Source organism: Clostridium estertheticum subsp. estertheticum, from assembly GCF_001877035.1.
GTDB classification, from domain to species: Bacteria; Bacillota; Clostridia; order Clostridiales; family Clostridiaceae; genus Clostridium_AD; species Clostridium_AD estertheticum.
Window position 1 is genome coordinate 2948046 of the sequence record NZ_CP015756.1, and the last position, 16926, is coordinate 2964971.

The 16926-nt window shown below is 29.0% G+C and carries 14 protein-coding genes; 5 read left to right on the top strand and 9 right to left on the bottom strand.

Features of this window, described 5'->3' with window-relative positions:
• Positions 1-315 precede the first annotated feature (315 nt).
• Together A7L45_RS22595 and A7L45_RS13540 are read left to right on the top strand one after the other, a co-directional pair.
• Entirely contained in the window at positions 316-3270 is a 2955-nt protein-coding gene (locus tag A7L45_RS22595; RefSeq protein ID WP_084647464.1) for a glycoside hydrolase family protein, read from the top strand.
• Positions 3271-3418: 148 nt separating this feature from the next.
• On the top strand, positions 3419-3865 hold the full coding sequence (locus A7L45_RS13540; RefSeq protein WP_071613278.1) for a MarR family winged helix-turn-helix transcriptional regulator: 447 nt from the start codon (positions 3419-3421) through the stop codon (positions 3863-3865).
• 81 nt (positions 3866-3946) lie between these two features.
• Here A7L45_RS13540 and A7L45_RS13545 read toward each other — a convergent pair whose 3' ends face one another.
• Genes A7L45_RS13545 through A7L45_RS13555 form a run of 3 tightly spaced genes read right to left on the bottom strand, consistent with a single transcriptional unit; the run spans position 3947 to position 6681 of the window.
• Positions 3947-4369, bottom strand: coding sequence for a putative ABC transporter permease (locus tag A7L45_RS13545; protein ID WP_071613279.1), 423 nt, complete (start codon positions 4367-4369; stop codon positions 3947-3949).
• A 42-nt stretch (positions 4370-4411) separates the two neighbouring features.
• Positions 4412-5689, bottom strand: coding sequence for an FAD-dependent oxidoreductase (locus tag A7L45_RS13550; protein ID WP_071613280.1), 1278 nt, complete (start codon positions 5687-5689; stop codon positions 4412-4414).
• Positions 5686-6681, bottom strand: a complete 996-nt coding sequence (locus tag A7L45_RS13555; RefSeq protein WP_071613281.1) for a sulfide/dihydroorotate dehydrogenase-like FAD/NAD-binding protein — start codon at positions 6679-6681, stop codon at positions 5686-5688. Before A7L45_RS13555 ends, A7L45_RS13550 begins: the two co-directional genes overlap by 4 nt.
• Positions 6682-7015: 334 nt before the next feature.
• Between A7L45_RS13555 and A7L45_RS13560 the strand changes: the two genes are divergently transcribed.
• Positions 7016-9334: an ATP-dependent Clp protease ATP-binding subunit gene (locus A7L45_RS13560; protein WP_071613282.1), complete on the top strand. Its 2319-nt coding sequence runs from the start codon at positions 7016-7018 to the stop codon at positions 9332-9334.
• A gap of 42 nt (positions 9335-9376) precedes the next feature.
• Here A7L45_RS13560 and A7L45_RS13565 read toward each other — a convergent pair whose 3' ends face one another.
• Positions 9377-10081 carry a phosphatase PAP2 family protein gene (locus A7L45_RS13565; protein ID WP_207647736.1) on the bottom strand — a complete coding sequence of 235 codons (705 nt, stop codon included), beginning with the start codon at positions 10079-10081 and terminating at the stop codon, positions 9377-9379.
• Positions 10082-10361: 280 nt separating this feature from the next.
• Positions 10362-11510 (bottom strand): D-alanyl-D-alanine carboxypeptidase family protein, encoded by a 1149-nt coding sequence (locus A7L45_RS13570; RefSeq protein ID WP_224616928.1) that lies wholly within the window; start codon positions 11508-11510, stop codon positions 10362-10364.
• Between the two features lie 104 nt (positions 11511-11614).
• Here A7L45_RS13570 and A7L45_RS13575 point away from each other — a divergent pair, with 104 nt between their 5' ends.
• Together A7L45_RS13575 and ytfJ are read left to right on the top strand one after the other, a co-directional pair.
• Positions 11615-12217 carry a DUF2953 domain-containing protein gene (locus tag A7L45_RS13575; protein WP_071613284.1) on the top strand — a complete coding sequence of 201 codons (603 nt, stop codon included), beginning with the start codon at positions 11615-11617 and terminating at the stop codon, positions 12215-12217.
• Complete coding sequence (ytfJ, locus tag A7L45_RS13580) at positions 12210-12647, top strand: GerW family sporulation protein (RefSeq protein ID WP_071613285.1); 438 nt, start codon at positions 12210-12212, stop codon at positions 12645-12647. The genes A7L45_RS13575 and ytfJ overlap by 8 nt, the downstream gene beginning before the upstream one ends.
• A gap of 269 nt (positions 12648-12916) precedes the next feature.
• Here the strand turns inward: ytfJ and scpB are convergent, their stop codons facing one another.
• The 4 genes from scpB to A7L45_RS13600 form a co-directional block, all read right to left on the bottom strand.
• Entirely contained in the window at positions 12917-13504 is a 588-nt protein-coding gene (scpB, locus tag A7L45_RS13585) for an SMC-Scp complex subunit ScpB (RefSeq protein ID WP_071613286.1), read from the bottom strand.
• Position 13505: 1 nt separating this feature from the next.
• Positions 13506-14246: a segregation/condensation protein A gene (locus A7L45_RS13590; RefSeq protein ID WP_071613287.1), complete on the bottom strand. Its 741-nt coding sequence runs from the start codon at positions 14244-14246 to the stop codon at positions 13506-13508.
• A 187-nt stretch (positions 14247-14433) separates the two neighbouring features.
• Positions 14434-15576 (bottom strand): D-alanyl-D-alanine carboxypeptidase family protein, encoded by a 1143-nt coding sequence (locus A7L45_RS13595; protein ID WP_372445227.1) that lies wholly within the window; start codon positions 15574-15576, stop codon positions 14434-14436.
• A gap of 291 nt (positions 15577-15867) precedes the next feature.
• Entirely contained in the window at positions 15868-16746 is an 879-nt protein-coding gene (locus A7L45_RS13600) for a tyrosine recombinase (RefSeq protein WP_071613289.1), read from the bottom strand.
• Positions 16747-16926 lie beyond the last annotated feature (180 nt).

Below are 16926 nucleotides of genomic sequence, written 5' to 3' on the forward strand. Positions count from 1 at the left end.
TAAAACCCCCTTTAATTAAAATAATTTTAAAATCTTTTACTTTATTATTTTCTCTCTAGATCTATATATTATACGTAGTAATAAGCTAAACCTTATTTTTATATAATTGGATAAAAACATTTTACTAAATTATTTATTTCAGTTCATTAATTATCAACTTTTAAATAAAAGGTATATTAAATTAGTTTTAGATAAAATATATATTAAGTGAATAATTTATATTTTAATATTTCCCAATATTGTTATATAATAAGGCAAATTGTGTTAAAATACAGAAGAATATAAAAGAAAGTTTAAACAGGGGGATTACAAGAAATGAAAAAACTATTAACAACTACCTTTATTCTATTATTTTGCTTTTTATTAATATCTACTCATAATTCATATGCATTTGAACCAACTAATAATCAAGTAGTTAGTGCAAATAAAGTCTGGAATATCCAGTTTAATAAAGAACTTAAATTTGATGATGCATTAAAAAATTCTATAACTATAGTGGATAGTGCAGGAAAATCGTCAGCTATAACAACACAGCTCGGACTAGATAAGAAATCTATCTTAATTAATCCACCAGTAAAAGGATATACTCTTGGTGAATCGTATACTTTGAAAATGGATAAAGAAATTTATTCAACAGACAATACACAATTGCAAAATATTTTACAAATGACTTTTAAAGTCAATAATAATATACTTATAGAAAATAATGAAAATGTTAAGTCAATCTTTAATGATAACTGCAATAACCTTATTACTAGTGGTTGGAGCAAAGGTGATAACTATACTAACGACTCATTTATAGCAGATTCTAGTGAAAGTGGAAAATATAATACACATATTCCATATGGACAATATTTGTTTTATAATACCACTCAAAATTCAATATCTAAAATAAGTAAAGACGTAAAAATAGGCGCCGGTCCTTTCAATGTAGAATTTGATGCTAAGATAACAGATTTACAAACTCCCGCTACAAATGTAGGTTGGAGAGGTTTTGCGCTAGATATAATTGCTAATAATAAAAGATACCATATCAGTATTAATAGCAAAGACTCTGACAATAAAGTAAAAATAAACTTATTGAGTAAAAATTCAGGAACCGACCTTTTTAAAACAATTAATACATATTTACCTAAGGATAATGACATTCATAGATGGTCAATCGTAAATGATGGAAATAAAACTATATCAGTATTATTGGATGGTAAAACTATTGGTAGCTTCGCCAATCCCGAACTAGATGCTGCTGGACTTACTGATAGGGTTATTTTCTACAATGACATGACCGATACACTTTCTAGTTACAATAATGTGTATATTGATAATTTTGCAGTAGTAAACTCTTTAGCGATAAAAAATTCTACTGTAATACCTGATGAAAAAAATCAAGCTATAAATATTTCAACGACCATGGCGATTGATGCTGAAAATCTTATAAGTATTAAGCAATATAGTATAAAATCGTATCTATATAAAAACGATAAGATTATAGCAGAGACCTCAACCCCACTCAATAAGAAAACAATTTTATCAACGCTTAATAATATAACCCAATCTGGAGAAATGAAGCTTGTACTAAAGCTTGTTACAGGCAATCAGGTAATTGAAGAAACAACAAAAACTATAAGCATGAATATTTCAACTGCTAATTTAGAACCAGGTCAGGTTGTAAATTCAAGTCCAGGAAGCGTGTATTTATATAATCAAATGGATAAGATGTCAGCGACAGGTAAAAATGATGCTGTTCATTCTGGGTGGAATTTAGGATCATACGTAGATTCTGAAAGCAATAAAAGTGGATCAATAATTGAGAATAGTGAAAATCCCCTAACAATAAAAATGCCTGTCACCCTAAATGGTTGGTTTAGAGTTTATGTAGGTTATGTGACTGGAACTGATAGTTTTAGAATAGGTGCAACAAATGATTCTTCAAAAACCCAAATAAATGGTGATATTTCACTTAAGTCAAATAACTTATACGGTGAGCAATGGATTAATGAAAAATCTACAATAATATCAAAATTTGATAATAATTCAATTGAAATTAATCCAATTCCTAATAAAAATGTTAGAATTGCCTACATTAAATTAATAGGATTGACTGCTGATCAAGTTACTTTATATCAAAAGGAAAATGAGAATAAAAAAACTGTTATTTATGATTTTGATGGATATTCTGATTTCTTTGATGGAAGATATCCCACTGTAGAAGCGCTTAAAAATAAAGCTGTGGATAGATTTAGCGGCAGAAATGTGGGAACAATAAATTGGTCTTTAGGAGGTACTGGTGCTTTAAATTATAATAGTAAATATGCAGGTAATGCATATGATGGCACTGACGAATTCGATTCTGAGTTTAGAGATGGAGACAGGTTAGCAAAATCTCAAATACTAAATATATTAAGTTCTGGGAAGTCACCCCTAGAAATCATAGCTGATAGAGGTGCCGATAAGGACATAAAGGTCAATGCTTCACTTAGAATGAATTCATTTTACAATCCAACTGTTTATGGGTTTAAAAATGGGGATATGTATAATAAATACAAACAATTTGCTCAACCTGGTAGTTTTTATCTAAGCTATTATCACACAGAAGTTAGAGATTATATGAAAAATATACTTCTAGAGTCAGGTTCTTTTAATAATGTAAATGGTGTGACATTAGATTTTTGTAGGTATCCAGAGGTTTTTGGAAGTGAAACTCCAAATGATCAAAAAGTATTAATTATGAATGAATTTTTACGAACTTTGCGAAAAGAACTGCCAAAAAATAAAACAATTACTATAAGAGTTCCCTGGAAAAATCCCATTCAGTATGGCTTTGATGTCAATGCTTGGGTTAAGGAAGGTTTGCTTGATACATTAGTACCTTCAAGCATTGGTAATGAAGACAACAAATCCTTCGAAATTTCATCTTATGTAAACATGGTTAAAAATACAAATGTAAAACTATACATAGGTATTACTGCAGATGTTAGCGGACATGATATAACAAAAGAAGAAGAGCAATTAGTAAAACAAGGATTATATATACATAATAAGGAATATTTAGATATTGAGCAGTATTTATTACGAGCTTATGATGTATATGAAGACGGTGCTGATGGATTATTCTTATTTAACTCTACCGCTAATCTTTATCTTGATAGTAGGGCACCCGTAGAATCTAGTTACTTAGGTGACAAAATTCAAATTCAAAAATGGCATCAATTTGATTATGTCTCAGGATTCATGACACATAAAATTAATGTTTCAAAGCCCTCTAATTAGGAATTAAGCAACCAAACAAGACTAATACTTGACATGCTCTAACTAAAATGATATGTTTAACATGTAAATAGATTTTATTCAATTTAGTTTTATATGATTGAATAAAATCAACTTTAAATTTACTTTAAATGAAAAGGAATGATTATGAGTGACAGATGAATCCCTTAAATTAGATAATCAATTGTGTTTTGCTCTATATGCTTGTTCCCGCGAAATAACAAAACTTTACAAGCCAGAATTGGATAAATTAGGTATAACCTACACCCAATATATTGCTCTATTAGTGTTATGGGAAAAAGATAATATAACCGTAAAAGAAATTGGAATAAAACTGCATCTTGATTCTGGCACTTTAACCCCTCTATTTAAAAAATTAGAGTGTATGAACTTAGTAAAAAGAACTAGAGATACTGTAGATGAGCGAAATGTATATATTACCTTAACTCCTGCAGGTGTTGAATTGAAAAAAATGGCTATTGGTATACCAAAAGAAATCTTTTGCTCTACAGGCCTTTCACTTGAGAATGCAATTACTCTTAAGGAAAATGTTAATTCATTATTATTAAATTTAACTTCTAACAATAAAAAAATGTAAAATTTAATGTAGTAAGTTTAATGTGTTTTTAAAATTAAACTTACTACATTATTTTTTTAATTAGCAATCTCTAATATAACCCTAGTTATCATTACGATTAATTCTTTTCTCAATACATGCTATAACATCATGTATTTTTTCGAACAAAATTCCATAAACAATCCATACTGGTGCATAATCTAATGTGATTATTCCGCATATTGATAATGTTTTATTTACATATTTCCATGGGCACTCCCCTAAAACCAACCTAAGCAATAGTCCGCTAATCAATTCTACTGCAAATATAAGAACCATATATATGCCTCCCCTAACTATAAGCGGAAGATGCCTGATCCTATTATGGACTGGTTCAAGAAACACAGCAAGACCATATATAGGAAACATCCAAATGCAAGTTGTGCCCCTAAGTAATATATCTCCATTAATCATTGCGCCAAAAGCATTCCAAAAAACCTCTCCTAAAAGACCTAAAAGTCCATATATAATAAATTTCTTCCACATAATGATATTGTGTGTGTTACATTTTAAAATATACTAATAATTCTATATAAGTTTTTCTTTAAATATATCAGTCAAATTTAATTTTGCAACTTTCTTCTTAATATCATCAATGTCTAAAATATAAAGTCCACGTTCCTGCATTCTTTTAAAATACTCTGCTCCTGCAAATGTATATCTGTTTCTTCTCCCTTCTTTGGATTTCATTTTTTCATTTGCATATGATATTAAGTCACCAATAGCAAGAGCATTTGGTAATATTAAAAGAGGCATTCCTAGATAATTTCGAACGGCATTATGCCCTGCCAAAGCACCTGTGCACATGGCTTCTGTGTGACCTACAAATAGACCTGACTTTTCTCCTGCGCAAAACAAATTATCGAGACCTACAACCCTCATATTATTAGTCCTTGGAGCTACAGACAGATATCTTATGGAGTTTCCCTTCCCACCTGCAATTGGATCTATATATTTTGCTTTTTCAAGACCTTTGATTTTTCTAAGCTTATCCAGTGGATAATATGACGTCATAAGCTTTGCATCACCTGTATCTAAGAGAATCATATTTTCAGCAAATTCTTTAAGTGCATATTGCTGACATACTTTCACTTTAAGCTTATCTAAATTCACATCTTCCTCTGGTACTTTTAAAATAACCACTCCGCTCTCATTAAGTTCTTTCATAACCTCATCACCTAAAGAAGACTTAGCTAGTTTACACGACCCACTGAATGCTCCATATACATCCTCTTCCCTTTCCCCTTTTAAATCTTCAATACCTGCTCTATAACTTATGCTTACTCTTGGGCCAAATGCTGGACACCTTAACACACACATCGAACATCCATTTCCATACTTCAAGCAGTTACCCATTGGGCCTGTTGAACCTGTAGTTTCTATAAATACATCTGCCACTACATACTCGCCGTTTGATAAATATATTCCTTTTATTTTATTTTCTTCTTTTTCAACATCTACCACCCTTGTTATCATGTTTAATTCTATATCCATATCTTTTAAACACTTAACCACGGCTGGTTCAATTTTATTTACATCATAAAACCAAGCATTTTTATGTGAAGGAAATTCAACATTTTTATGTCTACTATTCCCATCAGTTACATGTATCAAATCACCTGCCCCAAGTGCTATTAACTCTTCCGCTGCAGTATATCTCCCATTATTCCTCATTATACCACCTGCATTTCCAAGTCCTAAAAGCATATCAGTTTTCTCATATAATGCGACCTGCGCTCCTGCTCTTTTTGCCGTGATTGCTGCCATGCAACCAGACCATCCACCACCAATTACGATAACCTTCAAAATGTTCTCCTCCCTTCTAATACATATTTGGGCTCTGTCTGCATTTTGCAGAGTCTTCTTAATTTAAGATCGTTATTAGTTCTTGTACAACAACCGCACACGCCTTCTCCACAACACATTTTTGCGTTATTGCAGCAAGAATATTTAATGTTTTTATCTATATATTCCACACTCTTCATCAGTTCATAATTTAGGATATCTACAGCATCACAATGAACTAAACTAATATCATTATTAATAGTTAGTTCTTTTAATAAATTATTAAATTTCTCTGTCATTATGCCATTCCCGGCTATTATATTACATTCTATAACCTTTGATGCATACTTCTTTATATACTCACATGCAAAGCTATTCTTATATGGTGAATTATCAATCACAACTATAATTTCATTGTTATTTGCATGTAAATGTTTAAGTACTGGTATCATAGGTGCCTGCCCTATACCTCTTGCTACAATTAAGCACTTACTGTTTTTTATCTCATTTATGTTTTTTAATCCTAAAGTACCATTCCAAAACGGCCCTTTTATGAGTAGCTCGTCTCCTATCTTTAACGTATCTAACGCTTTAGTTTTAGCTCCCTTTAATTCTATCGCAATACTGATTGTATTATTTGTCGTATCAGTATCCATTATTGATATTGGTGTATCAAACCTAGCCTCTGCACTCGGCCTTCGAGCAAAAATGTAACTTCCAACACGAACCAATTCACTTACCAATTTATCACTTGCGCAAACAGTAAGTACAATTACATTGTCTTCAAATCTATTTTTCTCTATTATTTTGCAATTATAATTTTTTCTGCTTTCTTTAGCTTTATAACCATTCGTTGCATACTCTTGATAAATACATACCCCATTAAAGTTGCAGCAGTCACAGAAGTCCTTCCCCGCTAGCTGTGAACATAATATACAATCTCCTGTTTCAGCAAGATGACACGGACAAAATTCACTTCCTACATCAATACAATCGTAGGGCTCATAACTCATAATATAACCTCCTTAAGCACTATTATATTAAACTATGTAAAATTGCAAATAAATGTGCATATTAAATATATCTAACTATTCCCATTTTTGTAACACTGCTCTCAAAAATGCATACTATAATATATTAAGATTAAAAAAACTAATAATTTATTAATTTTAAAGAGGAATATATATATGAGAATAGAATAAAGTATGGAGTGCTATTTTAAGGTAATAAAGAATAATATTTGATAATGAAAAGTAAACAATACGAATATATTGAACAAATTTTGTTAATAAATGATATACTATAATAATAATATTCAATACATCATAAAATATGGAGATGATTTAAATGAAGTTATGTGAAATATGCAAAAAAAATATAGCAATGATATTAACCTCAAAAATTGAAAACGGCAAAACTGAAACTATAGGATTATGTATAGAATGTGCTAAAAAGAAGGGCATTCCGGTAATGGATCAATTAATGGAGCAAGCTGGATTATCCTCAGAGGATATCGAAAGCTTAAATGAACAAATGGGTACCATGTTTAATGATATGAATTTAGAAGATGTAAATAATGATGATTCAAACACATCAGATAAGAATATTAAAAATGGCGAAGAGAAAAATATTATTGGCAATATATTTAATGGACTGTTCTCATCTGTAGATAAAGGTAATGATTTTATAGACGGTGATGTTGAACCTTCCCCAAAAATTAAAAGTGCATCAGATGATAAATCAAAAAAGAACTGGTTTAAGAAGAAACGAAAACATTTAGATACATATGGTATAAATTTAACAGACAAAGCAAAACAAAATGGTGTAGACAAAGTAATTGGAAGATATAAAGAAATTGATCGTGTGGTTCAAATATTAAATAGACGAGGTAAAAATAATCCTATCCTAATCGGCGAGGCCGGTGTAGGTAAAACAGCAATTGCTGAGGGTCTTGCTGTAAGAATCATAGAAAAACAAGTTCCAGAAAAATTATTTAATGCTGAAGTTTATTTACTTGACCTAACAGCTGTAGTTGCAGGAACACAGTTTAGAGGACAATTTGAAAGTCGTATGAAATCAATTATTGAAGAAGCTAAGGAAAATGGAAATATAATATTAGTTATTGACGAAGTTCACAATATTATGGGTGCTGGTGAAGTTCAGGGCGGAGCAATGAATGCAGCTAATATCTTAAAACCTGCTTTAGCAAAAGGTGAAATACAAGTTATTGGTGTAACAACTCTTGAAGAATATAGAAAATATATAGAAAAAGATGCAGCACTAGAGCGGAGATTTCAGCCAGTTCTAGTTGAGGAACCTAGTGTACCTGAAACAATAGAGATTTTAAAAGGAATACGAAGCTACTATGAAGATTATCATAAAGTCAAAATATCAGATGAAGTAATTGAAGAAGTTGTAACTTTATCTGAGAGATATATAACAGATAGATTTTTGCCAGATAAAGCAATTGATGTAATTGACGAAGCTGGTTCTAGAGCAAATCTAAAAAATAAAGGACTCATTGAACTCTTAGGACTCAAAGAGGAGTCAATCAAGATTCAAACAGAGAAAGATGAAGCAGAGGCTAATGGAAATTTTGAAAAAGCTGCTGAATATAGAACAAAGTTATGCAAAGTAAAAGAAGATATTAGTGAAACTCAAAAAACATGTGCTGAGGTTCAAATTACTATAGAGGATATTGCTTTCGTTATTGAATCATGGACTAAAATTCCGATTCAAAAAATTACAGAAAAAGAAGCGAAAAAACTTTTAAATCTAGAAAGCAGGCTTCACAAAAGGGTTATAGGTCAAAATGAAGCTATTAAGAGTTTGTCTAGAGCAATAAGGCGAAATCGTTCAGGCTTTAGAAAAAAGAAAAAGCCATCCTCTTTTATTTTCGTTGGACCAACTGGTGTTGGAAAAACAGAACTTGTTAAAACACTTTCCTGTGAGCTTTTTGGAAGTGAGGACGCACTAATAAGAATTGATATGTCTGAATATATGGAAAAACATACAGTGTCAAAACTAATTGGTGCCCCACCAGGTTATGTAGGATATGATCAAGGTGGACAATTAACTGAAAAAGTAAGAAGAAAACCATATTCAGTAATTCTACTAGATGAAATAGAGAAAGCTCACCCTGATGTATTTAATATGTTACTTCAAATTCTTGATGATGGAATACTAACAGATAGTCAAGGCCGAACTGTTTTCTTTGAAAACACCGTAATAATAATGACATCAAATGCAGGAACTGAGTTTAAATCAAGCAACATTGGCTTTGTTAACGGTGATTACGGTATATTAGAGGCACGTGTAAAGGATGCATTAAAACAAACATTTAAACCAGAATTCTTAAATAGAGTAGATGAAATCATTGTATTTACACCTCTTGAAAAGAAAGAACTTAGAGAAATTGTAGATTTAATGATTACGGAGGTAATTGAAGAGGTAGGCGAAAAGAATATTACAATGAATGTTTCAAAAGCAGTAGCCGACTTTATATTAGAAAAAGGGTACGATGATAAATATGGAGCAAGACCACTAAGACGAACTATTCAAAAATATATTGAAGATGAGATTGCAGAGCATTATCTCCAAAATGAATTTAGTGAAGGATCAACTATATCAGTAGAATTAAAAGATGATAAAATAGATATAGTATAAACGTTAAAAGCTACTGAATAATTTTCAGTAGCTTTTACTTTGTTATTGTTCAATCTCTTGTTTATCCAAATTATATATTTTTGACATATTATACTTTTGCTCTAGATAAATAAGCAAGTTATAAATTCCACTGCATAAGAACATTGCGAAAAATATATCCATTATCACGTGTTGTTTCACGAATTCAGTAGATATAATAATAAGAAATCCAATTATGTTAACTGGTATTTTAATTGACTTTCTAGCATTAGTAGCATTAATCCCTTTAACAGCTAGATATGCTGTAATGACATGAATACTTGGGAAACAATTATATGGCTCATCAGAATTATAGGTAAATAAAATCATCTTTGACAATATATCATTACCGGTAACTATAGGCCTTATAACTGTAGTTTGAAAAAAGTAGTATGTAATAAATGCAACAACATAACATAGAAATAAAGTAATCATAATTTTATAATAGACCTTTCTGTTTTTAAAACACAAATAAACAAAACAAAAGGCTAAAAAAAACCATAAAGTCATGTAAGGTATTATAAAAATTTTTATGAGGGGCATAGATCTATCCAAATCTGTAGTAAGATCATAAACGCCTCTATGAGTACTATTTAATGTCCAATAAAACAAATTAGAAAAAGGAACACAACCTATAAGCACTAATGGTAATAACTTTTTAAAAAGATTTTTCAAACAATCAGTCCTTTCTTCAAAGACTATTTTAACGGAAATTTGCAATTCTTTCAATGATTTTTTTGAAATAAAGTTATAAATATTATTTAATTACCATAAAAACTAACCAACTTCAAATTGGTTACAACTTTTAGCTAAAACTGTAATTGCCAAACGTCACTAAAAAGGGATATACGCCGTTTAAGAAGGTGTAATTGTTTTTTCTATAAGATATGCTTATTGAAGCTTATTCCCTCTTATACTGGCTCTAAGAGTTTAAAATATGCTATATTAAATACATATACCTATGTATTTTTACAAAACAAACAAAAAAAGAGTCGATTATGGCTCTTTTTTATTGTAAAATGAAGTTTATAATTTTATTAAATCTAAATCTGAAATTAGTTTTACTGTAAACGCTACTCTTAGATACCAAACTTTCTGTTAATAGAAGTTTATTATTTGCATATACATCTAACCTTCCAATTTTTTCACCTTGATGTACTGGTGCATAAACCTCATATAATGGTTTTTTAACTTTAATTTCAATTTTTTGATCATTTTTAACTGGAATTATAATATCTTTTTTACTTACTATTTCTACATTGCTATCTCCATTTTTCAAAATAATTTTTCCTAGAATATCACCTTTACTTACAACCTTTTTATATTTATAAGTTTTTTCAATATAGTTATTTATTTTTTCAGTTTCTTTCCATCTAGGAGTACAATTTAATGTTATAATAATAATATCTCTATTTTGAATTTTGACAGAAGTCACTAGACATTTACCTGCTTTGCCTGTGAATCCTGTTTTTACACCCGTTGAATTTGGTAAAACAGACAAAATTTTATTGATATTGTGATAACTTCTAGTAAAATCATAGTCCTTTGCAATAATATCTTTTGAGCCTACTATATCATTAAAAATTTTAACCTCTTTTGCCTTTGCAGTTATTAAAGCTAAATCATATGCAGTTGAATAATGATTACTACTATCCAATCCATGAGGAGATTCAAAATTACTATTTAATAATCCAATTTCTAGGGCATACTCATTCATAAGTTTTAAAAACTCATCAACACTACCACTTACCCCTTCAGCAATTGCAATTGCTGCATCATTTCCAGACCTCATTAAAAGTCCATATAATAATTCTTTTAAAGTTATCTCCTCTCCTTCTTTTAAACCTATTTCGGAACCGCGTATAGTTGCTGCCTTTTTTGATATAATTATTTTCTTGTTTAAATCACCACATTTAATTGCAACAAGTGCAGTTATTATCTTTGTAGTGCTTGCAATTTCAATTGGAGTATATGCATTCTTTTCATATAAAACAACTTTTGAATCGCAATCTAACGCTATAGCACTAATTGCATTAACATATAGATCCTCAGCATGGACAGTTTGAACTAATGTGGAAAATAGTAAAACTAAGCTTAAAGATAATGATAAATACACTTTAGATTTTTTTGTCATGATTTCACCTCTTTTAATTTTCATAACTTTTAAAGTATCTCCTTCTTTTAAAAAATATTATGTCCTTTATTGATTTTTTTATTGATTTCTGAGCATAATACCAATTATTAGATAGATTGGAGGTTGTGATGTTTAAATTTATAATAGTGTTTCTTTTTGTGTTAACAATTGTATTATTTCCAATCCATTTAAAAATAACTCTTAAATACACAAACAAAGTCTTGGAAATTTATATATATAAAAAGAAACTAGAGGTAAATAAATCCTTAAAAAGCAATTCAAAGGATCAATTAAAGGCTAAACCTACAAAAATATTTTTTAAACCATTAAATTTAAGAGATATAGATTTAAGTGATATAAATTTAAGTGATATAAATTTAATTATTCATAAATTTAAAAAGTTAAAGTTTAAGCCAACATTAACTTTAAATACTAAACTAGAATATGGATTCGACGATGCTGCCTTGGTAGCTATAGTATTTGGTTTAATTCATTCAACCTACAGTCTTTTGTATTTGATATTAATAAATTTTGTTAAAATTAAAAACATTGATCTTAAAGTTACGCCTCAATTTAAAGAAAATAATCTAAATATGGAAATTTCGAGTATAATATACATCAATTTTGTAAAAATTATTTATATGGCATTTATAATATTACCTTGCCTTATAAACATAAAACATAACAAAACAAATTTCAAAAAATATAGAGGAGGAAATGTACATGGATAATCATCCAATTGAAAATTTAATGAGGAGCACCATGGAGAGTATAAAAGATATGATAGATGTTAACACCATTGTAGGAGACCCTGTAAAATCCTTAGATGGAACTACAATTATTCCTATATCAAGAGTATGTTTTGGTTTTGCATCTGGGGGTAGTGAGTTTAATAATGTTAATACTGCTGACTCAACTAATAAATATCCTTTCGGAGGTGGTTCTGGCGCCGGAGTCACGGTTAAACCAGTCGCGTTTTTAGTTGTTAAGAATGATTCAATTAGGCTATTATCTGTAGATCAGCAAAACACATATGATAAAATTGTTGATACCGTACCACAAGTTATCGATATTATTAAAGGTATGTTTAAAGATAAATGTGCTAATGATACAGAACCTGAAAATAAAGAATCAGACAATAAACAAAAGTGCGATGAATAATTATTATTGAATTTCTATAACAACTTATAAAGTTAAAATATTAACCCCAGCCAAATAAAGTTTTTTAATTTAAAAACTTTATTCGACTGGGGTTACAACTATATGTATAATTGATATTTTAAATATTTACTTTACCTGATTAATATCAACATCAGGCTGCAAATTTTCTTTGTTAAATCATCTCCTGGGTCGCTGCAATATTAACGACTTCAGAAGTAAATTTATATTTCCACTGAAGTTTTCTATTTATTATGGTATGTAACTTCCATTTATAAAAGTGGAGACTTTCCTTCTGAAATGTCGTTAAACTCTTCTAAAGAAGGCATTTCATTTAGATTAAGAAAATTAAAATGTTTAAGAAATTCATCTGTGGTTACATATATGATTGGTCTTCCCGGAACATTTTTTCGTCCACTTTCTTTAATTAATCTTTTTTCTGACAAGGTGTAAATTGCTCTATCGCTCTTAACTCCTCTTATATCCTCAACCTCCACTCTCGTCATTGGCTGCTTATAAGCAATTATGGCTAAAGTTTCAAGTGAAGCTTGAGATAAAGATTGCCTGACATTTATCTTTAATAGCTTTTGGACATATTCACTATTACATGGTTTTGTAACAAGTTGATATTCATCATTAGTTTCTATAATTCTAATGCCTCTCTGCTCATGCTGATATTTTACTTTTAATTCATTTATTAACTTCATCGTAAATTCAATACTGCATTCTAAAATATTTGCAATTTCTGTTAATTTCAATGATTCTCCAGCAACAAATAGCAACGATTCAATAATAGAATAATATATATTATTAGTAGAAATATCCTTGCCTTCTAATTGTTTAATATTAAACTCATTCATATTAATTTACCCTTTCTAAATATATAGCTTTAAAATTGTTTTCTTGAAATACTCGTACACTCCTAATCTTAATTAACTCAAGTAACGCTAAGAACATAACAATAACTTCTATTTTAGATGAATAACCATAGATTAAGTTTGTAAAGTGGATTTTTCCAAAATGATTTAGCTTTTGTTTTAATTCCTCCATCTTATCTTCTATTTTATATTCATCTATCAATATTTCTTTATTTACAATAATATCTGTATTCATCTTATTTTTATATTTTTCCATTAAACTATTATATAAATTATGCAAATCAAAAATTGTAATATTTTTTAAAAAATCTACTTCTTTACTATTCTGATTATCTTCTTCAATTATTTCTGGTTTTTTACTAATCATTATACCTGTCTCTTGCTCCATAATCTTCAAATTTTCAGCTATAACTTTATATTTTCTATATTCCACTAGTTTGTCCATTAATTCCTTTTCCACATCATATTCATCTTCAGTACTAATGTCTTCTTTATTTTTGGGCAACAAATATTTTGATTTAATTTCAATTAAAGTTGCAGCTATAACAATAAATTCTGATGTCATTTCTAAATCCATTTCTCTCATACTTCTAAGATACTCCAAATACTGATTCGTAATTTCAACAATGTTAATATCATAAATATTCATCTTATTTTTCTTTATAAGGTGCAATAATAAGTCAAACGGGCCTTCAAAATTAGTTACCTTTATACTTACTGGCATGTACGCTCTCTCCTATATAAACAAATAATTATAAAGAAATATTCATTTTACTTTAATTTCTTTATATCAAGTTTAATTTAAGTATAATATTAAAATATATAAAATGATACATTTTATAAAAAATAACCTCTAAGCAAATATTTATTTGCTTAGAAGTTATTTTATTTATCTTTAAAATATTGGGTAGTTAAATTGCTTTATCAAATAAGTCTGTAAAATTATTTATAATGTTATCCCATACCCTAGATTTTTTAATATCTCTATCACTACAAATATTAATCTTACCACATAGTTTGTTATCAACATATATTTCACAAGATCCAATAACTACATTTTTTTTATAATCTATCAATCCTTGTTTTAGAACGAGTTTTTTAGTTATTATATTCTTATTACCTCTTTCAAGAGTTAGAAGAAAATCTTCTTGTGCTTTAGCGATTAGAAACTTGTCACCCTTTTTATTTAAAATTACTTTTTCTAAATTTTGATCCTTCACTATTACCTTTTTAGTTTCAAATTTAGAGAAACCATAATTCATTAACATACTTGCATCACTATTTCTTATTTTAAAAGTTGGTGCACCCATAATTATTGCAAGCACTCTAACATTATTTTGTTTTGCAGTAGCTGATATGCAATATTTTGCTTCATTTGTAAATCCAGTTTTAAGTCCATCACATCCATTAAAAAATCTAACAAGCTTATTATGGTTTACGAGACCTATAGGAGCTTTCCTTCCCTCAGAAATAGTTTCCATGTATGTTGATGAATATTTTAATATTTTAGGATGTTTTAATAATTCTCTAGACATAATTGAAATATCATATGCTGTTGTAATATGTCCATCTGCACTTAAACCAGTGCAGTTTTTAAAACTAGTATCTTTCATATCCAAACTTTTAGCTTTTGCATTCATCATATTAACAAAAGCCCCTTCACTACCTGCTAAGTACTCTGCCATTGCAACGGCTGCATCATTTCCTGATGCAATAGCAATTCCTTTTAAAATTTCTTCTACAGTTCTAACTTCACCTGTATCAAGTATCATACTACTTCCACCCATTTTTTTCGAGTTTTCACTTACAGTTATCTTATCGGTTAATTTTATTTTACCAGAATCTACTGCCTCCATAGCAAGTAACATAGTCATTATTTTAGTTACCGAAGCTGGAGCAAATTTTTCATGAGAATTTTTTTCATATATTATTTTGCCACTAGTTGGTTCCATTAATAATGCTGACTTTGCCTGAACGACAATCCCTTTGTCATCTTTATTTTCTGCTTTGGCCGGCATGTTACAAAACTGCGTGGTAAAAATTAATGATAACATTAAACATAATACATTTCTAAATCTTCTTTTCATATTTATCCTCCTCATAATCCTTTATGCTAGATGACAATTCATAAAAGTCATCTGCACTGCTTAAAATTCATAACATTATTTTTACCAAAACATATTGATATTATCACTATTTATCTATAATAATTAAAAAATTTATTTTATCCATAGAACAAAAATAAGAATTCGTCTTTATTTATAAAGACGAATTCTTATTTTTCTCTGTTCACTTTGTGATATGAAAACTAATTAATTTATTTAAATTATTTTCTAAATGTATATCTATGCTCTAGGAAAAGTGTTCTTGTAAATCTCTGCTATTTTATTTTTTTTAATTACTGTTGAATAAATTTGAGTTGTGGACATACTATTATGTCCAAGTAGCTCCTGAACTGCACTTATACCTGCACCATTTTGTAATAAATGTACAGCAAATGAATGTCTTATTGTGTAAGAATTTATTGTTTTTTTTATGCTAGTAGTTTTAGCATATTCTTTAATGATTTTCCAAAAACCTTGCCTTGTCATTTTCTCACTTTTTGTGTTTAAAAAAAGTAAATTTAAGTTATTTAAGTTTATTTTATTTCTAATCTTTAAATATTCTGACGTACAGCTAATCGCATGTGTACCTATTGGAATTATTCTTTCATTTTTTCTACCATTATTACATGTTATGTATAACGAATCTAAATTAATATCATATACTGTTAAACTCAAAAGTTCCGAGACCTTCATGCCTGTTGCATACATTAATTCTAACATTGCTTTATCTCTACATCCTTTAATTGTTAATTGCTCTGGTTGATTTAATAATTCATCTATCTCCTCAATTGATAAAATCTGAGGTATATTCCGTTTGATTTTTGGGAGAGAAAAATAAGCTGTTGGATCATTTTGGGCAAGGTTGTTTTTAATAAGATATTTATAGTAATTTCTAATAGAAACAATACTTCTTGCTATCGAACTATTCGCTTTGCCTTCTTTTTTTAGATACTCAGAATAAGCCATTATTGTTATGTTATCAACTGTTTCGTGGGTTTCATTTCTCTTCTCCGTGAAGTCAATGAATCGTTTTACATCTCTCGTGTAGGCGTCAATAGTATTTCTCGTCAACTTATTATTTTGTAATTTTTTTATATAAATCGTCAATAAATCATTCATAATTTCTCTCCTATATTATAGGGAATGTTAATACTTTACATACGTTAGACTCTAAAAAATAAATAAAATGTAAGAACATAATTATAAACTAATTTATAATTATTATCAACTATTTTGTAAACCATAACACTGTTTATATATCTCTTTGGGTTATTAATTAATCTTGAGAGAGAAAAATCT